Here is a 26,079-nt window from a genome sequence, read left to right as displayed (position 1 = left end):
ATCCGCCAAATTCATCGTGAAGATTTTGTAATTAATTGCTCAGGGTACAGTGGCCCAGGGTAGCCGACGTTTTGCCAAGCGGCTGGCTGACCAAACCAAGTGGCACACATTAATTTATTTAACCCGTTGTATGCCATATTAAATAAACTCACTGAGCTATCACGCCAGCGATTTAAGAAGTTTTCGATTTCAGTTTCTGATGCGTCTTCCCACTTGCTCCACACGCCTGCGGTTAAACCTCGGCTTAAACCAAAGTTAAGCAATGTAAATAAATCAGACAGCTGCTTTGTGTTATGAGGCCCAAGTTTTGAAATACCGATGTCAATGTATTCGAGCATGGTTTCAATACCTTGCTGTCGAGCTGTAGGCCCACTCGGCAAGCTGCCTTTTAGCATGACAGGCGCAATGGCGGCCAAAAGAACACGATCTTTTTCGCGCAGCACTTTCCATTGGCTATTGGCTGGTAATGATTCAGAGCAACCGGTTAAGGTTGCAGTGAATGCTGTCGCGGTAAGCGCCGCCGAACTGGCGGCCCCCAGTTTTAAAAAATCACGTCTATTCATAGTGATATTGATTAGCGAATAATGAATTTATAAATTAAGCGATGCACTAAGCGACCATGAGGCGCATGAATAAATTTACCGCTATTGAAACGACCTTTCTTATGCACAGATTTAGCATGGCTTAGTGATAAAAAGCCTTCTTTACCGTGATAGGCACCAATACCAGAATCGCCTACGCCACCAAACGGCATGTCGTCTTGCGCGATGTGTGTTAAGCAATCGTTAATCGCCACACCGCCTGCGTGTGTATTTTCTAATACGTATTCTTGCTCATTGCCGTTATGGCTAAATAAATATAATGCTAATGGGCGTGGGTGCGCGTTAATGTAATCAAGCGCTTCGTTTAAATTGTTGTAGGCTAAAATTGGCAGCAGTGGCCCAAAGATTTCATCTTGCATGATGACCATGTCTTCGGTGGTATTGGTCACTAAAGTTAATGGCATTTTACGTGTGCCAGAGAAGTCTTCGTTGGCATTATTTAATGCCTCAACGCTAGCGCCTTTTTCTTGGGCGTCGGTTAAATAACCTTGTAAACGATTAAACTGACGCTCGTTTATAATGGCGGTGTAATCATTATTATTACGTAACGTTGGGAACGACTTTTTATACGCGGCTTTCAATTGTGCCTTTAGGTCATCCATCATATTAGCGGGGCACAGCACATAATCTGGCGCGATACAGGTTTGCCCTGCATTGGTGGCTTTACCAAAAATAAGACTTTCGGCCGCGCCTTTTAATGACGCGTTGTCTGTAATAATACAAGGACTCTTACCACCAAGCTCAAGGGTTACCGGCACTAGGTTTTTACCCGCGGCGCTCATGACATGACGAGCAACCGCGGTTGAGCCCGTAAACAATAAATGATCCCAATGCAGGTTAGAAAATTCAGCCCCTACTTGCGCTTCACCTAGCACTAATGCCACTTGGTCTTCATCAAACGCAGATGCAAACATGCGCTGCATGACTTCGTTAGTGGCTGGTGTAAATTCAGATAATTTAATAACCGCACGGTTACCTGCTGCAAGCGCGGCAGCCAATGGGGCCGCGGCTAATTGAATAGGGTAGTTCCAAGGCACCATAATGCCGACCACACCTTTAGGCTGGTAATGCACCTTATTAGAAGCAGGTGCAAACAACGCACTCACATGACGGCGGCTTGGCTTCATCCATTTTTTTAAGTTTTTGCGGTTATATTTGATGCCCTCAAGAGTCACCATGATTTCAGCCAGTAGCGTTTCATCTTTAGAGCGGCAGCTGAAATCGGTGTTCATGGCATCGGCCAGCTCATCTTTGTATTCGCGCAAAATAGCGGCAAGTTTGTCTAAATCGTTACGGCGCTGCTGAACACTTGGGTAAGGGGACTTAGCATAGGCGGCTTTTTGCTTAGCAAATACACCATGCAAGTAAGTGATCTGAGCTTGTTCGTCATTCATTTGAGCGGCTGTAGCGACCATACAAGTATCCTCTTATTAGTGTGCAATGTAGCGAATTTAAGTTATTATTAGAGCTATTGCTCTACAGGTCAAATGTTTATTTGTTACACAGGTGGCCGAAATAGATACCTGTATCAATTCTTCGTTGCGAATAAACGGTAGGATTGCGAGAATGTTCGGCCAAAATGCAGCAAGCTGTGGGATGGAATCTCCACAGTATTAATGGTGATTTAAAGTCTTAATAGGAAAGCAGTATGAAAACACGTGATCGCATTATTCAAGCCAGCTTAGATCTGTTTAATGAACAGGGCGAGCGCAACGTCACGACTAATCATATTGCATCACATCTTGGTATTAGTCCGGGCAATTTGTATTACCACTTTAAAAACAAACAACAAATCATCTTTGATATCTACCTTGAATACGAATCCAAAGTCGATGACAATTTACAATTGCCAGAAGGGCGAGAGTTAACCGTTAACGATAAACTCATTTACTTAAAAGCTATTTTCCAAGGCCTATGGGATTACCGTTTTATACATCGTGATTTGCAGCACTTGTTGCAAAATGACCCTGATCTTCATAAGCGTTATAACGCATTTTTTAAACGCTGCTTAAGCCGAACTGAAATCATTTTTATGGCACTGCGCAGTGCAGAGATCATCGCTGCTAACGATGAAGAATTGCGCGCACTCGCATTAAATACTTGGATACTAGTCACATCATGGTTTGGTTTTATGCATACAAACCTATTAGTAAGTAATGCTCAAGAAGAAAGCCGAGAACTGCTCAATGCAGGTGTGTATCAAATATTCGCTTTAGAGCGACCTTTCTTAACTGAAAAGTACAAAGAACCCGTGGCGGCTATTGCGGCCAAGCTGGGTAAATCGTTGGATCAGTTATCGGCTTTGCCGTAGAAAGATTTGATTATTCAGTATAATAAAAAGCCAGCCCTGCTGGCTTTTTTTATTTGCATAGAAAATATTTTTTATAGTGGCGCATGCTATATAAAAATTAAACTTCATCGAGTTTACCGTTCGGATAACGGTGACTTACGTCATTACAAGTTTTATCGCAGGGGGAAGAGTTGGAGGCTCCTTCAAACGATAACTGATATGATTTAGTGAATTTTTATAGGCATACATGTGTTCTGTGGTATTTGAATGTTGATTACTTAGATCATCGGCTTAGTTTCAACACAAAAAAATTGTAATGGCAGTATACACCTAGTAGGATCCGCGCAATTTTAAAATACTACAGGGACTGTATTATATGAAGCGCTTAGCGGCTTTGTTTACATTACTTTTATCTACTGCCAGCTATGGGCTTGATGTAGATATTAGATTGTTGTCCCAATTATCTTCTTTTGAAACAGAAAAAGAGTTCTCAGTCTCTGTTTCTGATTGTACTAGCCTTTCTCATATCGAATACAATTCTGTTAAATATCTAGTTTCAGATGCAATAAGGCTTCCTAGCTCACAGGTTGGCTGTCAATTTTTAGGTCTTAAAAAGCTAATGGCCAGTCAAAGCCAGATTACATTAGATCTCGTTGAGACGAATGGTGCTGTTGAAACAATATCTGAAAGCTTTATTCTAGAAAATGAACCGCCATTATTGAGCTTACAATCATCTTCTATATCTATAGAGCCCTCACAAGTTGTAAATCTGTCCTTTAATGTTTCAGATGACACAGATGTGTCTTATCTTAGTTTATCAATACAAGGCTTACGTGTTAGTGATTTAAGAAATGCAGGCGGCGTTGTTGAGTCAGTTCAAAGTGAATCATTTATTGATTTTAGCGGTCGATTTTACCCTTCAAGCGATTTATCTACAAAAATTTCAATGGCGATCCCATTTTCGAAGCTGTTACCTTTAGATGTGATTGCTGGTGATGGTGTTTTAATTATTGAGGCTGAGGCTGTAGATGCTTCAGGCAATATTTCTGTTGTTAGTGAGTTTGAATATACTGGCGAAACTATAGATGACGAGATTCAGGACTTTAGCGCACTTAATGACAGCATATTAATAACAAATATGCTTGATTATGTGCAGATACTTCCCGTTGTAAAATATAAGTTTCGAGGTGAGGTTCCCCTGGTTGGCCGTGGTAGTGGTGCGAGCTATGAAGTCAGTGATTCTGAATTTTTAGGCGTGACAGAATCAGGTGTTGTATTTGCTAAAAAAGAAGTAGATAAAAAAGGATTATCGGTTAATGTCAGTTATCCAGGTGCTGAAACCGTTGTTTTGCCTATAGAATTAGTATTCTCTCGTAAAATTACATCCTTATTTTTTACAGGTTACTTGGATGATGCAGTACTGCCTCTGGTTGGTTTAAATCAATATCATAATCTACCGCAATTAAGCGCAAAGTTCGATGATGGAACCATTGCTAAGCTAAGTGATACTTTCCCATTCTCTGTGTCACTGGAGGATACGGTCTCTAAATTTGCTGATATTAGTGCAAAAAAAATAGCATCAAAAGCTGAAATCTCTCAAGAATCTCCTATATATTTAAATGTCTCATCGCCACGACTAGAAGGCTTATTGTTCCCATTGCCAGTGTCTATTGAAGATGCTCACCCTAAAATTCAGCTTAATACGACCTCAAGGGTTACGGTAGGGGGGGTAATAGAAATTAATGCTGATGTGAGTGATGACGTACAGGTGAGCAAGGTAATATTTAAGCAAAATGGTAATGAGATCGCCTCGCGCGATAATTATCCATATACATTAAATATTAATGCTGTTGATTCTATGAATGGTTCAACATTCAATTACAGTGCTGTTGTTATTGATAATATCGGCCAGCAAACTGAATCTATTATTGTTTCCGCGACAGTAGGTGAGGAAATTAAGGCATCAAAACCATCTTACGTACTTGAGTCCCCAAGTAATGCCTTAGCTGTTGTTGAGGGCAGTTTTTTTTGGTATCGAGCAGCCCACGACTTGGGAGAAATAAAACCTAATATCAGAACTAATAGCAATATATCCAGTGTGAAAGTCTTTTTGGATGACGAAGAAATTGGTTCTACTAGGTTCCCTAAAATAGAAGAAAGAAACATAGAAGTAGATACCGAGAAAGAAAAGCATCTTTTTGAAGTATGGGAGATGAAGTTCAAAGCACCAATTATTTCAACTCATGAAACCTCCCAGTCAATATATGCCAAGTATACACTAAATGACGGTTCTATTTATCGTGATGAAACTCGCTTAATTAGAATAATTGAAAACAAAGAGCCTACAGTATTGGTCGCATCACCAGAGAATAATGCAACAGTTACTGCAGGGCAAAAAATAAAAATTGGAAGGCATAGGTATGGATGATACCCTGTACCAAGGTTCAGAATTTAGGCTGTATATTAATGATAAATTGAAGAGTTTAAAAACATTTGACTTGCGTTTTTTAGAAAATAAAGAAAAAGAAAAAATAGGTAAAACGGATTTATATGTATTGCCCACTCAATACTTAGGAGCATTTGCAAGCAAACAAGAAAAGATAAGTTTTAACTATTTAGTGCCTTCTGAAAGTATTGGAGAGTCAATAAGTGTTAAATTTCAAGCTAAGGATTTACATGGAGAATTAATTGAAACGAACACTGTTAAGGTATTAGTTTCAGGGGATCAACCCCCTACCTCTACAATAACAAGTCCCGTTAATTCACAATATATTACTGAAGGTGAAAAAATTCGTGTTAGTGCAAGCGCTGTTGATGATGTTTTAGTTAAAAGCACTGAATTTTTTGTTAATGGTGTAAGCCTTGGTGTTGATTTAACAGCCCCTTATTCTGTTGAATATCTTGCTCCTGATAATATTTTGGCAGAGCAAATACTAGAAATATGGGCAATCGTTACCGATTCATCAGGACAAAAATCCACAAGCCAAAAAGTTAAAGCGACATTAGGGCATGATGATCGGCCACCTGTAATAGATTGGGTATCTCCAGAAATTAATGGTACCGAAGGTGCTGAATCCATTGCTAATGTCCCTGAGCAATCAACGCAAGTTCTAAAGTTTGTTGGGTTTGATAATGTAGGTATTGCAGATTTAGAAATCCATGGTTTAAAAAAAATAGATATAGGTTATCAATTAACGGATGATTTATCTAATGTTGAGACGCTCGATCCTATATTGATTCCAAATACCCTTAATCAATTTTCAGTTGCTATTTTAGTGGATACCCCAAAACTTAATAACACAGATTCCTTGAGCTATGCGAGCTACAAAGTAGCAGCCGTTGCTCGTGATAAAAATAAAAATGAATCGCGTACACAGGCCGTTATTCGTGTTAATAAAAACTTAGGAGCCGAGGTAAATGAATTAAGTGTAGCTTCTAGTATATTAAATCCTAAAGAAGACTTGAGGGTAAGTGTAATTAGTAAGGATAAGGATGATGTAGCCGTAAGTCGTTTGGTGCTCGAAATTAAAGATGGTGATACAACGATAATCAAAAAAACGGCCGATGCATCAACCGGCTTAATTCCGAGAAAAAGACAGAACTATAGTTGGGATGTATCGTTAAATGCATTAAATTTTGGGAATGTAGATAAAAAATTAAAACTAAAAGTGACTGCGTTCGATAACTTGGGTGAGAGCTCTAATGAATTCGGCTTTAAAGAATTAGATATATCGATAAGCAAGGATATATTAGGGCCGTCAGCTACCATTAGTTCTCCTACTCAAGGTTCAGAACTTATACTCGATGATAAAATATATTTTAACATTAAGGCGCTTGATGTAAGCGGTATTAAAAGCCTAAGATTGCTTAATGCTAATGATGTTATTTATTCAAAAGTTTTTGATGTGGTTGATTTTGAAACTATTGAATCAGTTAATGTGCAAGCACAAAAATTATTTTGTAAGCATGCGAGTTGTGACGTTCCTACTGATGCAGTTCTTAAGCTAGAATCGATAGATGACTTCGGTAATAAAAGTGAATCAATATGGCGTTACAAGCTTAAAAATGACCAAGATCCATCTATAAGCATTCGCTTGCCAGCTCAAGGCGCACGTTACTATGAAGGTGAAGTTGTTCCTATAACAATATTGGCAAGTGATGATATTGGAATATCACAAGTTGGTTATGGAATCAATCGACATGGCGACTTGCTTGTTGAGGAGATTTTAGAGGTCCAAAATGGTGGTGCAGATAAAGCAAAAGAAGGTGTTTATTATAATGGCAGTTTCAGAGTACCAAGTACTCGTCAAGGCGAATTAGAGATATATGCATTCGTTATAGGGAGTAATGGTAAAAGAATCGAATCGCCATTAAATTTAGAAATAATGAGTGATAAGTATGCACCCGAGTTAAATATTGTAACGCCAGAGAATTTAGTCTTGGATGTATATCCTGGAGATGAATTAAATATTACAGCATTGACTTCTGATAATAAATTTATACCTACGATCGCATGGGATGACTTAGTAGCAGAAGACAGCTTTAAGGCTGAGCTAACTTATCCTGATGGTAATGTTGAAGTAATGACCTGGAAAAAACTGATAAGTAAGGCTCGGATCGAAAAAGTTAAACTTCCTAACCCCGGCACTTTTGGTGAAATACTATATGTAGATCAATTCGAGCGAGATTTTAACGGTAGCCTTTTATTTGAAAAAGCACTGTCAGCTTACTCAGGAAAACAGTTAGGTTTACGTTTCTCAATAATTGATAATGGCGATAACGAAACTAAATCTGAAAACTTTAAGATAAATATTCTTGCAGACGCAATTGCACCGATAATTGAATTAACAAAACCAGTTGACGTTATCTATCAAGGGCAGCCATTAGTATTTGATTTAAGGTTTACTGATGATACAAGCTTGAAGTCCGTAAGCGTATCTCTTGCTACGAACAATACGAATACCAATACGTATGAAATTGCTAGTGAAACCGACTTAATAAATAGTGAATTTAGTATGTCTGGATTGGGCGTTAATTTAGAAGCAATAGATGGGCTAGATTTATTAACATTAGATACAGTAACTGTAATTGCTACAGCTGAAGATGCTACTGGAAATATTACAAACAAAGCCTTTGAATTCGATTATATACCTGATCCATCACCAATATTGTCAATTAATCAAAGCTTTCCGAACGAATCTTGGCAAAAAAATGGTTTGAGCGCTGTTCGAGTTACTTTAGAAGATAATATAGCGGCGGTTTATAACGACCTACAAGCTGGACTTATTGCCACATCTTTAAGTGATATAGATAACCGAAATGTAACCGTTGTCTATGAAGAAAAGACACAAGGCTACCAAATTGGAGGATATAAGGCATATCAGAAGCCGATGACAATATTATCTGAAACAGGTTTCTCAGTAAATTATCCAGAATCTCATAATAAAAATTATTCTTTTGGACGAGAAGGCGACAAATATTTAGAAATAAAAAATGATACGTTATTCACATATAACAAAGAGGAATACTCTCATATAAATAATATATCAATGCCCATTGATACTCAGTTTGAAATCACATACGGCTCTGAGGATCAATGTATAGATATTGACGTTATAAGTGCTAGTAGCACAGATATAAATGAAATACTTTCAAATCTATATAACGAAATACAAAAATTGTCATGGATCAAAATCAATATATTAAATGAAGATTCGCCGATTAAATCAATACATCAAGAAATTTCATCGTTATCAAGATTTAATCCGTTAACATATGATGAAATGAAGGATTTTGTTGGAACGACTAAGTATACAAAAATCAATGTAATACTTGCCGATAGTGTATCAGGTATATCAGAAGTCGGACTAATACCTAGTTTATCAAGTTCTGCATTATCGAAAACAGAGAATAGATTTTTACTTCCAGTTACAGTCGATAATGATTTAAGCATATTGTTTTTTGCAACGGATTACCAAAGCGTCATTCGACAAAATATCGATGTTCAACATTTGCTTACAAAAATTACTAAACAAGATCAGACAGCACCAGATTTAACGCTTAATACATTATTGAGCAACATCAAACCAGGCGATAGAAAAGCCATAGAGTTCTCGGCAAAGGATGATAGCTATGGAATAGGAGAGGTGTCTCTATGGTTAAATGGTGAAAAACAGTCAAGTTCAACAGGTATTTATGGTTTAAATAATCTTTCATTAACATATGAGCATCCATTTAGGTACATCTCTGGTGACGCTAAGCTTGAATTGCTAGTAAAAGATCGAGGCGGCAATGTTGTAACTAAAGAAATGAAACTTCATGTGTTAGAGAACAATACTCCAACCATATCTTGGGAATCATTTGAGTCTAGTACCATAGAATATACGGATAAAACGCGCTTAAATTATGGTGAGTTTTGGGTTAGGGCTGGCGCTAATTTTTCTACTAAATTTAAGCTTGCTGATGATGTGGGTTTAAAACATGCAAAAGCTTATCGTTTGACTAGAACTGGTGAGAAAATTTTAGTATCTGATCCTTATCTTTATGACAAGCCATGTGCAGTTATTTGGCAAAAAACGGATAGACCAGAGTTTGAGATCACGTTTGATCAAGTAGAAACAACAGAGTATGAAGTAGAGGTGATGGATACACTTGGCCAAGTACGGTCTGTAAAGTTCTTTGTTCATCCGATGGAAAATATTCAGCCTCAGGTACAGATTTTTTCTCCAGTTGAAAATCAATTTATAGCAGCGGGTTCGATTAATTTAACAGCTATGGTTGCATATGCTGACGACAGAACAATAGATGCAAAGAAACAAATTCAATTTTTTGTAAACGGTGCTATGTCTAGCTATGAAACATCGAGTAAAGCAGTTGATGACTCTGTAATGGAGGTCGATGCAGCGTTTGATGTTATTTATGACAGATTAGAAAATAAATATACTCAATCAATCGCAAACCAATTTGGTCGTAAGGATAGTCGCAATTCAGGTGTTGCAAAGTATAAAATCAGGATGCCTCAAGGAATTGTTCGACAAAGTGAACAAGTTGAAGTTAAAGCGGTAATTACCGATGTAGATGGCTCAATAAATTCACATATCATATTGCTGAATGTAGTAGCCGATGAAATAAAACCAGAGCTTGTGATTAAAGATCCAGATTTTTCATACGCACCAATTGAGAATACTGACTTCACAGTGCGAATTTCAGCTTTTGATAACGTCAAAGTCGACTCTATTGCTGCATATACTGGATTTGGAGTGAGCTATCCTGATGGTAGCTATCAAGCACCAACTTTTGATAATAAGTTTTTAAATATTACGGGGATACCAGCAGATGATGCGGTGCCAGCATCAAGTGTGAATATAGATACACCCGAATATAAACGGTTGTTACATGTCCCTTACTTGAAAGACATTTTAAATTCACTGGGTGGTGGGTTAATAGATACCTTCACTGAGAATCACAGAGTAGATTTTTGGGTGAAAATGGTTGTGACAGATACGAATGGGAATAGCAGAGTTCGCGAACTGAGCTTCCCTGTTAGAGTAGATGAAAGACCCGTCCTTGATATTGTAGAGCCAGTATTAGGTTCTCAAGTGATTGAAGGGGATCGTTTATATGTAAACGTGCATGCTTTTGATGATGTTGGTTTGGCATATGTGCGCTTGTTTGCATATCATGAAGAGTCGTCTCAAGAGAATTTGATTTCAGAACGAAAATTGATAGGCGGACCCTATAATTATTTTGTTGATATCCCTGATTTTGATTCTGAAAACGCATCAAGAAATAAAATAATCCTTAAGGTTGAGGCGGTAGATACCTATGGTGAAGTAACTGGCGACTTAGATAAGCATAGAGTCATTGAATCTTTAACATTAAAAATTGTAGAAGATGAGCAACCAGTGATTGCTATTGCTGCGCCCTTGGATGGCTCGGAATATACTGAAGGGCAATCAGTACTGGTGCAAATTAATGCAACTGATGACATAGGATTAAAGCAAGTCGTTCTGGATGCAAAAGGTGTTTTAGGTGATGATCAAACGCTTATTGATATGGATTATCCATATGAATATTTAATTAAATTACCATATGGACAATCAGGTCGTTCAATTAATTTTTCTGCACTGGCGACAGAGTTAACTTATGGTGTAAATGAGGCCAGATCGGTTACTACATTTAATAATGTCATAATCAATGTTGTAGCAGATACACAGCCACCGTCTTTAACGATAAATGAACCTAATCCAGATGAGCAAATTTATATTATTGAAAATCGTTATCTCCCTTTCTCTGTAGAAGCTCTTGATAATGTCGAAGTAAAAACCATTACTTATGAAATAATTTATAACGACAAAATTTTATCAAAAACACTAAGTACTGGACCTCCATATTTTGGACGTCTACCGATAAAATCTATAAAAGATTATTTCGAAGGTGATGAGTTACCTGATGAAATTAATGCTACATTTAAAGTTGAAGCACGCGATGGCGCGGGCAATGTCACTTCTAAATCTTTACCACTTACTATTAAGCGTAACCTGCCTCCCACAGTTGATAGTATTCAAGTATTGGATCAGCGAGGTTTTCAAATTGATGTATCGGAAGGCGTCACTCAGGGGCGTGCAATTGTTCTTCAGCCATTACCACAAGATGAATTTGGTGTTGATAGGGTTGAGTTATATAAAATTGCAGAAGATGGCTCTGAACAGAAGCTAGGCGTTGACGCTGCAGCTCCATTCCAGTTCCATTATTCGATAACTGATTCTGTTGATAAAGTACTTAGCTTTAAAGCAAAAGCAAAAGATATTGATGGGTTTTGGTCTGAATTATCAAGCCCTCTAACTATTACAGTTAATGAAAATAAACCCCCTGTCGTTACGATTATAAAGCCATTCAATAATTCATCTTCTGTTATCGAAGGGCAAAGTCTAGAAGTGACAGCTAATGTGTTTGATGATTTAGGTGCAGATGGTGTCAGTAGAGTTGATTTTTATCTTAATGATTTATTAGTAGAGACGGTCTATCAAAGTGTGGAGACACAAGGTGGAGGTTTTGAGCTGGATCATGCTTACACAGCCTATATACAATTACCAGAAGGGCTAGATGGTGCAGTAATCCAAGCAAAAGCTATTGATAATCAAGGCATAGAAGGCGTCTCACAACCAAGGTTTATTAAACAAATATCAGATACAGTAAAGCCAAAGCCATACATACTGGCACCTACAAGCGGCGATATTGTCACTATAAAAGCTGGAGATGATGGACACGTAAGGTTGCTTATGGCGGTTGAGGATATAGGTAATCCTATGGACAGACATGCCTATATGCGTCTTACCCGTGAGCAACAAGACGATGCTGGTAATTGGTTTATGTTATATGAAGATCAAGTTGAGCTTTTATATAATGACACTGACTTACTTGCCACAGAGCCAGTGAGCGAGCCAGAAAATTTCTATTATATTCATAGTTATAATTATTCAAATGGGCGTATTTTTAGCCATGATGACTCTGGTGTTCAGCGTGTTCGTATTGAAGCTTGGGTTGAAACAAGTGCGGATAAAAACCCAGAAGTAGTAGAATCTATTGTCGAAGTAGGTATGAAATTTAGCCGAAACTACTTTATTAAGCCTAGCTTTAGTGCTCCAAATAGTTCAGCCAAAACAGTTTATTACAATGCAGTATCGCAATATGCAGGGAAAGAAAAATCAGGTGCACTTGTAGCATCTTGGTCTAGTTTAAGTCCTTACAATGTAGAAAAAGGTTTGGGTAATTTTCATTATAATGATTTACAGGCCGAAGAGTATTATGACGGTATGGGGGCATATACTGGCGTTTATTATATGGGGATCGCCAATACAGATGAACAAACCAATGGAGACACATTTACTTACTCTGCAAACCTAAATACAACCGCTGAAATATTTACAGGAACCATAGCTGAAATCTCTGCAGATAAAGATTACGTATTGGCAGTAAAATCAGGCATTACTGATGTTATTAATGGGAAAGAACCGTCTTTTGTTAGCTTGTTAAAATCCGATATTAATAAAAATCCAGAAACCGGCCGTATTGATGAGTACGGTCAAAGTGAATTGTTAATTTTTAATAAGCAAAACGGCGATAATCAGTTTGGCTTACCGTACTTGATGGCAGGGCGTGCAGATATACCGTTTGAAGATGTATATGGTTTAGCTCACAAGGACGAGCTAGCGTTAGTCGCAAATGGAAACGGAGGTGTTATTGCCTTTAATATTCATGACCTTACATCTCCATATCGAATAGGTTTTATTAAGCCTAACGGTTTTGCACGGGATGTGAAAATTAAGGGTAATTATGCGTTTATAGCCGCATCCTATCAGGGTGTTGTCGTTGCTGATATTAGCAAGCCAGACATGCCAATAGTTACTACCTTTGATACTTTTGGCGTTGCTAATCGCTTAGATATTCAAGGTAATAATTTGTATGTAGCCAATATGGCTGGTAATGGTTTAGTCGCCCAATTGAATGTAGTGAACATCTCAGACCCTCTTAATTTAAAGCATGTATATGCTTATGATGTACAGCATGGCCGTGAAGATTTTGAGCTAGATGGTATATACGATGTCAAAGTTGTGGGCAATCTTGTTTATATAAGTGTGAATTACTCTGATCAAGATGATGCACCAGTAAATTCGAGTGTTGAAATAATTGATGTATCTAAGCACCAGCAATTTAATTACCTAGAAACTCGTAATGCAGTGACCCATGAAACTCCATCTTTGATGGATGTAGGTGCTCGTGGATTCGCAGTTGCACATAATGAGGTATATGTAGCAAGCGGTAAGCAAGGTATAGGTGAACTTGAACTTAATAGCTTGACTATTTTAGGTCATTCGCCAGAAGCACAAGAAACGAATGTCGCTATCGATACACAATTTATTGATATTCAGTTATCCCATCCTCTTAAATTAAACCAAGAGCTTTCAGACTATATTACAGTATGGAAAAGAATAGCTGGCTTTGGTGATGACGTTTCAAACCAATTTAAGATTAGTGTTGTTAATAACGGTAATCAAGGTGATAGCGCTAGAGTTTTACGTTTGACTCGCAATGACACGCAGATGCTTACTGAAGGTGAAACATACGTTATACACATCGCATCAGGATTATTACCAATAACAGGTGGTGCTATGCAGCAAAGTTATGAATTTAGCTTTGTAACAGTGGCAGATAAAGCGGCGTTATTGCCAGATATTGAAACGATCACCCCTTTTCACATTAGTACTCAAGGTAACCAAGTAATTGAAGTAGTAGGCAGCCAATTTGATGAAAGTTTAACGGTAAAAATTGGTGGCCTATCTTCCCCAGTACAATCTTTTGAATTAATAAATGAATCGACATCGCAGTATAAATTGAGTGTGCAAACGCCGCCAAACTATGCAGGCCCTGCAAGTATTGAGGTCACAAATCAATGGGGGATTACAGATACGGTTACAGGCGCATTGGTTTATGTTGATGATTTACGCTTAAGCTATATTAACCCTTCAATAGCTCGTGTTGATCAACGAGGCCCTAATGATAGGGCTGAAATCATTGGCTATGGCTTTAATCCTAATATTCGCGTTACGGCTTATCCAGAGGGTAAGCCTGAATTAGCTGTTATTGATAGGGTAGATAATGATCGTCTGACTTTAAAGAGCGGTGAAAAGCTATTTTGGTCACTTCCTGATTTTGGTGATAGCTATCGTGGTTTTATTACAGTAGAAATCAGTAGTGAAAACACCGAAAAAGTCATTTTACCGCAAGCCGTATTTTATGGCGGGTTAATTACAGATAAGTCAATTTCAATTGGAACGGGAGAAGTCTCTCCTGGCTTCTTTCCTCGAGGTAAGATAGTTAGCTTAGATGCAGATGAAGATAAAGGTTTAATTTACGTACTTGCTAAAGGTTTAAACTTATCTCCGCCGCCTACAAGTTATGAGTCGTTAAAGACTAGAAAAATTCCTGCTTGGATTTCATTGGTACGATACGAACGTGATGACTTAGAAAACGCGGCACCTATGCATGCGTTAGGCTACTATAATCTGCCTCCTGAGTTAGAGCCTAGTGCGATTAAAAAAGTTAACGATACTATTTATGTCACTGCTCGCGCAGAAAAATTCGTAGGGTTTGATACGGAGTATGAAGCAGGCGAATGGCTATTTATGTTTGATGCTATTACTGAGCTCCCCGGCTCTAGCGATGGCTCTGAACAAGCAGAGGGTGATAACCGATATATTCGGCATGGCTTGCAAATGCCAGTATCAAAAAATTCTGCGGGTAACAAACATTTCATTGATTATTACGACAAGTTATTAATTACAGCAAGTAAAGATGGTGCCGTTAATATTTATTCCATTATTAATCCACTGCGCCCTTCATTATTAAAATCGATTAAACAAGTAAGCGGAGCTAGGGGCAGTGTGCCACTTAGAACGCAAAAATTATATGTTAATAAGGGAAAGCTTTTTGTTAAAAGTGGCAACTGGATTGTTTTCGACTTGCAAAAATCCAGTGTACCAGAGCTCGCTCAATTCGAAGCGCCTCAAGTAATGACAAGCTCAGTACAAAAAGATATTCATGCCGCGGGCGCATTAAGTTTATATGAGCTATCTGATGACACTCAATTGAAAAAAATAAGTCAGCTAGAATCATTTGGGTTTCAAGTACCCGGCGGGCCAGTCAAAATTAACAGCCATAGCACATTAGCCACTGTTATAAGTATGGAGAAATGCTCATCTTCTCTAAGACGAGGCTATCTATCTATAATTGATTATAGTGATTTAGATGCACCATATCTAATAGATGGTATGCCTTACTCTGTAAATCATAAGCCAAACGAAAAAGAGCAAATCAGTTTAGATCTATCTGGAGATTCAGGAGAGAATTGTTCCACTTCAAGTGTAACAGGCCACATTTTTACTAAAGATGGAATGAGTGTCTTAGCCTATGATCAACTTCATTTTGTTGATACGCATATTCAAGAATTAACCGCTAGTTGGCCACAAGACGGTCAACAGTTTGTCGCTTTAGATACAACAATCACATTAGATTGGACATTGCCTATAGCGAATTTAAATGATGTTAAACATTATATTAGTTTAAGAAAGGTAACAGGAGCCGATGAAGCTGAGAGTATTGCTGCAGATATATCTATCAACCCAGAAAACTCAAGCCAGATTATTATTACCTCACAAACCCCATTAACGGCTGATAGTAAGTACCAAATTCAATTAACTGGTATTAAAGCGTCCCGTCGCACGCAAGGTCTTGCTGATCTTACACTTGATTTTTCAACGGGTAATTATTCTGGCAGTAATATCACCTGGGATCATGTTGAGAAAAACTATGTATCTGTAAATGGTGAAACCATTTGGATTACATTAAGTCATGCAAATAATCCGGAATTTTTCTTCTCGGGTAAGCAAGGACAGCTACTACAGGCAGAAGAAATATCACCTATACAATCGCGTTACCAAGTGGCATTACCTTCAGGTATTACGGGGTCTATTTTTGTAGAGGTTAAAGATGATGATGCACGCTATTGGTCTAGTGTGGGTGTTTTGATTTATACAGAGGCTATGGTCTTAGAAAGCATTTCACCTGCAGAAGGCACCTTAGAAGGAACACAAAAAACTATTATCACTGCAACAGGGTTTGCGCCAGATATCGCAGATATCAAAGTGTTTTTTGGTAATCAATTAGCCCCTGTTAAAGATTATCAGTTACTCGATACGACCCACTTACAGCTATTAACGCCACCTGGAATTTTAGGTTCAGTTGATGTACGTGTGGATTTAACAGATGGCCAAACTGACATACTCAAAAACGCGTATTTGTATCAACAACCGGTACAGTCAGAGATAGGCACGGGGTCACCAGTCACAGCCATGTCCATTGACCCATCAGCTACCTATATGATGGTAGGTGCGGGCAGCACATTAAAGATTTTTAATATAGATCCCTCGCAGTGGACAGCAAAAAATACAAGTACAGGTAGTAATGGTGAAGAGGTATTTCGTGACCCATTAAACCCTGATGATTTAAGACGACAAATTGATCTTGATGGTGATGATACAGACGATAGGCAGGTCTTTAGCTGGGGCTTACCAGCTGGTTTTGTATTGCTTGGCGTACAAGGGTTCTTTGAGCGTGGCCATGACTTAATTTATATGGCAGCGGCGAAGCCAGACAGCTCTAGCGAATTTGGATTCAGTGAAGCCAAATTGTTTATATTAGGTGTAAGTGACGATTTTACTACCGCACAACTCATACGCTCATTAGAGTTACCAGGCAATATGGCCCGCGGTATTATCGTTGAAAACAATCAGGCATTAATGACACTAGGCACATCGGGCCTTGGTTTAGTGGATGCCTATATACCTTCTAAGGCTTACCTGATGGAATCCGCGAATGTAATAGGAGATTTGCCTGCCCTAGGTCTTGCTCGAACGAATCAAGAGCTTAATCACGAACCTGTTTATGCCGTTGTTTCAGGGCACTGGACATACCCAAATCAAACGCTCATTAGTAACGAAGTAGCAGGTCTTGGTGGTTTTACATTGATGTCACGAAGAAGTAATGGCATGCAAGCCATTAGTACGCTTGACATTCCAGCGTCAGATGTTGAGGTAAAAGGTCAATTTGCATTCCTTGCGGCAGGTGATCGTGGTGTGATTGTGCTGGATATTTCAGATGTTCAATCACCAAAAATAATTTCTCGTAATGCAGACCTTGGCCATGTGCACGATATCAGTATATCTGGACATGTGTTATATGCTGCGGTTGGCGGTAAAGGCATTATTAGTTTAGATATAAGTAATCCTGAGCAATTAAAATTATTAACAGGGTTAGATGCCTTTAATGATGCCGGTATTATGCATGTAGAAGCACTATCTGCTTCAGTTGTTGGTGGTGGCAATTCACGCAAAGGTGTATTACAAGTCTATCCGGATTCAAATTTAAAATTATTTACAGTTGATCCAGCTAACGGCATATTAGATTTTGATGGTGATGATCGATTAACCGCAATATTTAGATTTAGCAAGGATATTGAAAATTACCAGCCAAATAAAAATAAATTTGCAGTATTAAATTCGCAACAACAACCGGTCGAATTTGAACTTAATATAAATGGCAATCAAGCTGAAATATACATTAAGCCAAATCAAAATATTAAGGTAGGTGAGGTACTTCACTATTATCTTTATGCTGGTCTTGCATCGGTTAAAATGTTGACGGAATACAATGATTTTCCATTATATGAACTTAAATATGATCAGCATGTTGAGCTTACATATCGTGGCCAATACAGTACAAAGCTATCGATTGATGCACTATCACCTCGCCGCCAGTTATTAGATGAGCCATTAGAAATAACCCTTAGTGCTTTGGGTGTCCCTCTTGATGCATCAAGAGTGAAATTAAATATTGGTGGTCAAGAAGCTCAAATCGATAGAATCGAATCTAATGATGAAGTCGAACGTGCCGGTATTGTTTATGCAAATCACCCTGGTTTAGAGGTAGCCGGATACTACGATGTTACCTTAGAAGTAGAGCGTTATGGCTTATGGGAAAGCACAACCCTATTTGGTGCACTGGCCATAGATAAACCGATTAAGCTTAATTCAGTCACACCGCAGTGGGGGCCACTTGTTGGAGGCACTCGTATTGAAGTATTGGGTGAAGGGTTTGAACCGGGTAATACCGTAATGGATGGCCTAGAGCTCACCATAGGCTCTGCTCCGGTTACCCGTATAGATGTCATTTCTTCTAATCGTTTAATTGCATATACACCTAGAGGCAATACGGGTCGCCAAAACGTTTTTGCCAAAAATCGTTATGGCAGTACCGATGAATTACCTGCAGATGATGGGTTTGGTTATGGTTTACGTACAATGGGTAGCGCAAAAGCGGCGCTTGTGAGCCCGTTAGATGTTTGGGTAGACAAAGAGACTGGCGTAGCTGTAACGCCATCTGGCTATTTTAAAGACGCCTTTCCTTATGATCAATTATCTTCTCATCATAAGCAATTCTTAGGTGGCTCATTCCCAGATGCACTAAGGTCAGCCACATTTGATGTGCAAGCAGAAGAGCATATTTTACAGGTGGGTGGTTTAGCGACAGTGCCTGTTGGTGAGAGTGGACAAGCACAGATTGGACGTTATTTACTCAAACAAAAGTTAGATACTATTCAAGTGGCAGAAGCAATTGGCGATAGCGAAGGTTTAACCGAAGAGCAAAAGGATCAGTACAAAAAAGTACAATACGATTATGTGGTAACAAATGCAGACTCTATTAACATTCAACCAGTGCGAGAATTTGACGTCAGCGAAAATATCTGGCGTAAACGTTTGTATGTGGCCAGCGGTACAGGTGGTATTGCTAAGTTAAATTTAGATGATCAGAATGGCTTGCAATTAATAAATGAAATACACGCATATGATGATATTGAGACCGTAACAGATGTAGCCGTAAGCGGAAAGTTACTGGCAGCAACCCGCACTAAGGTTAAACTGGAAAAGCCACAACCGCCGTGTGAACCAAGAGGTTTTGATTTGGCTGCCGATTCATTAATTATGGCTAATTATATTGACTCCTACGACCCAGTTGAAATGGAATCAATTGAAATAACCGCGGGTTTAACTGTATATAGCAATCATGAATGGCTATACGCAGGTGGATTAGGCGGTGGTTATGCGTATCAAGCAGATGCTGCTTGTTCGCATTGGCGTGAAAGTTTATCTTTGGATCCACCTGAAATTACAAAACATGGTATTGGGCATACGCTACAAGCCGTTAACTTATTAGAGCCGGTATTAAGTCGTAGCTTTGCACTGCCTGCGAATATTCGTGATGTGTTGCAATATAAAGAACACTTGCTTGTGGCAATTGGCGCCGAAGGGGTCGCCATTCTTGACTTACATTCAGAGCAAGGCGCGCAAATTAAATTAGATCAAAATTTAATGGCCAATGCGGCGAGCATTGAAAAAATTAAAATTGTAGGCCATACCCTATTCTTGGCTGGTAAGTCAGGCTCGTTGGTGGTGATGGATATCAATGACATAAATAACCCTAAAATTATTAGTGCAGGTAATACAGAATATACCCACGGTCTAGATATTTATAAAAACCGCGTAGTAATAGCATCAAAATCTGCAGGCCTGCAAACGCTAGAGTTACCAGGAAGCTTGGTGATAAACACAACATTAGAAAAAGATAGCGGTTTATCCTTAGATATTAACGAAAAGCTAAATATCCAATTTAATGAAGCCATTGCAACGCAGTCATTAATTGATAATAACGCTATTTTGTTATGGTTACATGATACTAGTAGCAGTGAAAAACAAGCCGTTCCATTTGATGTTATCGCACTTAATGAAAATGATGGTTCAGCCACTTCGTTTGATATTGAATTTGACCGTCAGCCAGGCGAATACACATTAGACGTGAACAAAGCTCAAACCATTAGAGGTACAAGTTTGTGGATGCCTTATGTGCAAACGTTTGAGGTGTTTGATCATGACGCACAAATCCCCGAAGTCCATTACTTAGTTAACAATAGACAAGCAGAAAATGACCTTGAAAGTGAAATTATCATCAAGGGTGATCATTTTCTAAATGGCCAGCTTACTGCCAAGATAGATAATTATGATGTGCCTGTAGTCGTCACTGATAATCAAACCGCCACAATACCAGCGGGTAGTTTGCAGATGCTAGCGCTTGATTATGGCCAACATCATTTACAGCTCAATAACATGGGTCGTTCAACGGTGTATTTAGGTGCAGTGATGTATACCGCCGCTATTGAATTTGCAAAAGTAGAAATGGACATAACCGCAGGTGATCAAAGCGGTGGGTATCATGTGACGGCAACCGCAAGCAGTCAGACTTTTCAGCCAGGAACTAAGGTGCGCTTTGTTTCTAAAACCACGGGTCTGGTTATTGAAACGGTTTATACCGACGGGTACAAAACCATTGATTTACAAGATGATGTTATTAATTTAAGTCAATTCCGCTTCCGTGCTCCTGGCGTCACAATGCCAGATATTTATGATGTATATGCACTCATACCGAATGGTGATCATGTAAAAGAAACCCATATTGGCCGTTTTTCATATAACAGAGACACAGGTCGTAATTGGGATTTGCCAAATTATCCACCAATGGAAATTGGCGGAGCTCAAATGCGTGATGATTATTTATTTGTCGGTGTTAAAGCAGGTGCTTCCCCAACACCAGAAAACCGGTTCTTAATGGAAAGTGGCTTAGAAATATATAATGTAGCCATTCCAGACAGACCAATACGTGTATCGCAACTCGTAATGCCATCGCCTATAACGGGTGTTGCATTGGCAGGTAATCTGGCGTTTTTAGCGGCAAATGAAACCGGGCTGATCACAGTCGATATAACAGATAAAGTGAACCCATTAGTGATCTCGACAGATCGCTTTAGTGGTTTGTTGGTTAATGATGTTGCTATTGAAGAAAGCTTACACGTACTTGCGATGTCTATAGCGGATCCGATGGGCGGTGGTTTTGTTCGCTTTGTTGATACCACTACAGAGGACCATTTAGCGCCAGCCGGTTTTAATACGATTGTATTTGCCGATGGCGATAGCAATCCCGATGTTTTACAGGGCCAGCCACTCGATGTAGCTTGGTTCGATCAAAAATTGTATGTGTTGCATCAGTTAGATAAAAATCTATTTTTGAGTATTTTTGATGAAAACCAAAATCACAAAACGTATTTATTAACAGAAAAAGCGGGAGATTCTCTTGACCAGTATTCGATGCATATTGAAGCAGGACAAATCCATCTTGCATTACCTCAACAGCACAATATATATCAATTCACACAAGCAGATGAGTTAGAGCTTATTTATTGGCAGCAACGCGAAAAAGGCGGCGAGCTGTTTGTTCAAGGTGGTCAGATATACAGTTCAAATAAAGATGGCGTGGTGCAAATTAAACCGCATCGCTTAGCGATTAGCAGTATTACACCTCTCATAAATAGTAGCTTAACAACTAATGATGTGGTTCAAATTCAATTCAATTCGCTAATTGATACTTCTGAAGAATCTATTGCCGCAGCAATCACTTTGAAGAATCAGCAAGGGTTAGAGCTTGAGAGCAGTTATTATAACTTAATGGCAATTAACACTTTATTGGGCGCCCAAGTATCCGTGAGTTTTAATGAACTAATGCCAGCAGGCAGCTTTACGGTAGAAGTAAATACGTCATTAATGGATTTAGACGGTCTTAACCTGGTGCAAGCGGCCAGTCATTCGCTTGTATTTAATAATCAAGCTGCCCCTAAGATTAGCTCAATAGCTCGTATAGTTGGGCAAGAGTTAGCTGGTCATTATTTCCACGCAGATGGCACTGAAAAAGCACTGATCGAAGGTAGTAATCTTACTGATACAAAAAATATTTGGGTGGGTGATACACAATTAAATACTAGCCAAATAAGAGTACTGTCAGACACACAAATTGAAATAGATGTACCAGATTTGTTTAAAGGGCAATTAACAGCCAGCATTGCGTTGAAAATTGAAAATCAGGCCGCTAGCACGATGATGTTAGGCGCATTGACGGTATTACCGGTAAGTGGCATCGAGTCGTTTTATCCACATACGGGTCCTCCGCAGGGTGGTAACACTTTAGATATTTATGGCTATGGTTTTAACAAGTTTATGCAGGTTAAAATTGCAGACAATCAATCTTCAAATATGAAAGTAATTAACTCTAATCATATTCAAATCAAAGCCCCTAGCGGAGTATTTGGTTTTGCCAATATTTCGATTAACAACCCATACTTTATTGATGAGCGTTCTAGTGCTGTTGAGCAATACTTCTATGCAGGGCAACCTACAGGTACGGTATTATTGCCAAGTGATAAACCTTCACCTGTCGCTGCAATGGCCTATCAAAACCAACTACTGTATAGCGTTACAGGTGGTGAATTTACCCCACGAAATAGAGAAGGTATTAAATCTGAAACTATTTACGGTACAACAGCACGATTAAATATTATTGATGTATCAGATCCAGTCAAACCTGATGTTCTATTTAAGGAGAGTGCCGGAAATTTCAATAACTATCACTTCGAAGCCCCACTTAGTGATGGCCGCTTTGTCGATGTTGAAATTGATAATAATTTATTAGTAACCGCTTCTGAAAAACGTGTTTTTATATTTGATGTGACACTCGCAACTGATCCATTCTTACTCACGCAAGTAGACGTTCAAGGCACTATTAGAGATGTTACATTACACCAAGGGATGGTCTATATTGCCCATTCTTATGGTATTGATATTTATCGAAACCAAGATGATAAATTTGAAAAAGTAGCCTCAATATCAAATTCTCAACTTGGTGGTTCGCCTAATAAAATTTCTATTGATGGCTATAAACTTTGGGCAGTACAAACCTTGGCTCGTCGCATTGTTAGCATTGATTTACGCACGCAAGAATACAAGCAACTCAATGTCATCGAAACGGTAGACGCCACAGGTCGTCGTATTAGACCATATGACTTTATAAAAGCGGAAAAAGCCTATTTTGTAGCCTCTGGGCCTCTCGGTACAGTTCAGGCATATTTACCAACCGTTGACAGCAAAGCAAACTTGGTGGGAGAAGCAAAACTTGCATATTTGGTTTCTAATGGCGATTTAAGCGCTGATAAAATCAAGCTGGTAGGCCAAACAATATATGTTGCAGCGCAAGAAGGTGATATTCAATTATTTAATGTAAGTAATTGGTTACGTGGTGATTTTAGTGAAGAGCCCAAACTTGATTACTACTATTCAGTTTTAGGCAATGCGACAGACGTAGTTGTGCAGCCACATGCCATTTATGCGGCAACAGCATTTGCATGGCAAGGTGACGATAATGCGGTAGAAAACCCTATGGATGGGTCCACATCTCGTATCGGTGGGCAGTTAGCAACGATTGAAAATGATTTATTTGTTGTAGTTGATCAAACTCCGCAAGCATCCGGCTCATTATTATCCAATCAAGAATTATCAATCACGTTTAATAGAGTGCTTGATCAGGCTTCAGTAAATAGTGCGAACCTTCAGGTCTTACGCTCTGGTGTCGAACAAGCAATAGACTTTGTATTTAAAACAAGTAATGGTTTGACCAAAGTTGTATTAACACCACAATTTTCTTTCGAAGCGGGTGCTGAATATGAATTAATTGCTGATACAACGATTACCGATATAAGTGGTAAGCAGCTACAAGGCGATTATCGTTTTCGGTTTGTTTATCAGGATTTACAGCAAGCGACGCTAGAATCCATCAGTCTTAATTATGTATCATGGCGTGGACAAGAAACCATAGACTTATATGGTAATGGCTTTTATCCAGGCATGGGTGTGCAAATAGGTGACATATGGCTAGACGCTAGTGCAATAGAATGGATAGACGAAAATCATATTCGTATTACACTACCTCAAATTGATAGCGCTCAATTGGATAATGATTTACTGAGCATTACACTTGGTAATGAAACTCAGTCTGAAAGTTATCTTTCACAAATTAATATTGTTAGCGACCCACAAATAAGCAAGGTAGGTCTATATAAAGCATCATCACGCAGTGTAGATGCGAATGTTCAACTATTAACATTTAACAGAAAAGATCGCTTAGCAATTGAAGGCAAAGGCTATGGCCCGTTTACTAAGGTTTGGATAAATGGTGTTGCTGCGGATAACGTTCAGCAAGTTTCTGATAATGTCATTGCATTTGATCAGCCTAGCAATACGTTAAATACCCTGAACATTGAAATTAGCAATGATAATAGTGGCGCCAAAATAGCCAATACTGATTTATCGATAGAACTGCAACCAACTCAATACCTAGGTGGCGAGCACTCAAATATTGATAACTTTGCACGCTCAGGTGATATCCTAGTAATAACTGAAGGCCGCACTACACGTTTATTAACAACCGAAGAAAGCCAAGCGCCATACTTCTTATCTACTATTATTACTGATGAACCCTTATCCAGTATGGATATTGAATCAGGCTACTTTGTTGGCCTACTACACAATAGTAAAAAAGCATCTGTTTATTCGCTTGCTAACATATATGCACCTAAAAAAATAAATGAAATATTAAATCCTCAAGGTTATTCATTTATTAATATAAAAACCGATGGTAAAACTATTGCTGCAAACGATGCAACTAACATCTATCTAGCAAGTGCATTGGGCGCAGAGTGGCAAGTAATAGCGCTTAATGAAAGTATTATTGAGATGCAGTATTTTTCAGATTTCTTATTGGTATTAACGGATACACAGCTGCATCGTATTAACTTAAACAATCAAAATATTACATACGTAAGTCAAACTCATAGCTCGTTTAATCCTACACGTTTATTACAGCACCATGGTTTAGTCGCTATCGTAAGTGATGGGTTAATTGAATGGTTAAATGTATGGGACGATACGTTTGAGCGTAAAGGATTTAGCCCTATAGATTCACAAAGCAACGTAACAATGCATGGTGAAGTTTTATTAATCGCAAGTGCTATTAAGCATTCGGTGTATGATATTAATGTAACGGATGCAGGCAATATTGAATTAAATAAATTATTAACTTATAAGGCAACTAAGCCATCCGCACTGTATTACGCTAACGGTTTATCTGAATGGTTAGAGAGTGAAAAATATTGGAGTGTCAGGCTTCCAGTACTCGATGCAGCCCCAAGCGGAGAAACAAAAATACGTCAAGGTAATGCAAATGTAAGATTTCAAATTTCGCAATTACACGAAAATTGGAGTGCCGCAGTGGTTGAATTAGAAGATGAGAATACATCATCTATTGATGGTAGCACCCGCATTGCAGCAAACCACTTAGTCTTTGAAGCTATTGGAGAAATCGCAACCGATTCAAAATATACGGCCAAACTACCTGAAACATACGCACAGTATGTGACAGGTTTAAACCTCCAATTAGATCGTGATTACCAATATACAAGTTTGTCTGTACTGGATGAGGCGCAAGTAGCTATACATTTTTCCGAGCCAAACATTGTTACCACGGCATCTTCCAATAACATCGTACTGCACGGTGAGAATCTTCATCTTGCTACGGGATTATTGCTAAATGAAGAGGTCATTGATTTGGCTTCTGCCCAGGTAACTCAGACTAGTATTA

General features: G+C 38.7%; 5 protein-coding genes (1 of these 5 only partly in view). 3 read left to right on the top strand and 2 right to left on the bottom strand.

Going from position 1 to position 26,079, the window contains the following annotated elements:
• Window positions 1-11: 11 nt before the first annotated feature.
• Both ACU6U9_RS05950 and ACU6U9_RS05945 read right to left on the bottom strand, forming a co-directional pair.
• Entirely contained in the window at window positions 12-563 is a 552-nt protein-coding gene (locus ACU6U9_RS05950; protein WP_446734139.1) for a twin-arginine translocation pathway signal protein, read from the bottom strand.
• 11 nt (window positions 564-574) lie between these two features.
• Entirely contained in the window at window positions 575-2,017 is a 1,443-nt protein-coding gene (locus tag ACU6U9_RS05945) for a coniferyl aldehyde dehydrogenase (RefSeq protein WP_446734138.1), read from the bottom strand.
• A 233-nt stretch (window positions 2,018-2,250) separates the two neighbouring features.
• Between ACU6U9_RS05945 and ACU6U9_RS05940 the strand changes: the two genes are divergently transcribed.
• From ACU6U9_RS05940 to ACU6U9_RS05930, 3 genes are all read left to right on the top strand, one after another.
• The gene (locus ACU6U9_RS05940; protein ID WP_446734137.1) at window positions 2,251-2,913 is read left to right on the top strand and encodes a TetR/AcrR family transcriptional regulator; all 663 of its coding nucleotides are present in this window, start codon (window positions 2,251-2,253) and stop codon (window positions 2,911-2,913) included.
• A gap of 355 nt (window positions 2,914-3,268) precedes the next feature.
• Complete coding sequence (locus ACU6U9_RS05935; protein WP_446734136.1) at window positions 3,269-5,320, top strand: Ig-like domain-containing protein; 2,052 nt, start codon at window positions 3,269-3,271, stop codon at window positions 5,318-5,320.
• Window positions 5,313-26,079: the 5' portion of an Ig-like domain-containing protein gene (locus ACU6U9_RS05930; protein WP_446734135.1), read on the top strand. Its footprint extends 9,257 nt past the window's final position; the window shows 20,767 of its 30,024 coding nt (coding positions 1-20,767); its start codon is at window positions 5,313-5,315; the stop codon falls past the right edge of the window. The genes ACU6U9_RS05935 and ACU6U9_RS05930 overlap by 8 nt, the downstream gene beginning before the upstream one ends.

The sequence above is a fragment of the Pseudomonas sp. HK3 genome (genome assembly GCF_052920985.1).
Note: the sequence above shows the minus strand (reverse complement) of the source record. Positions and strands in the feature narration are given on the sequence as shown.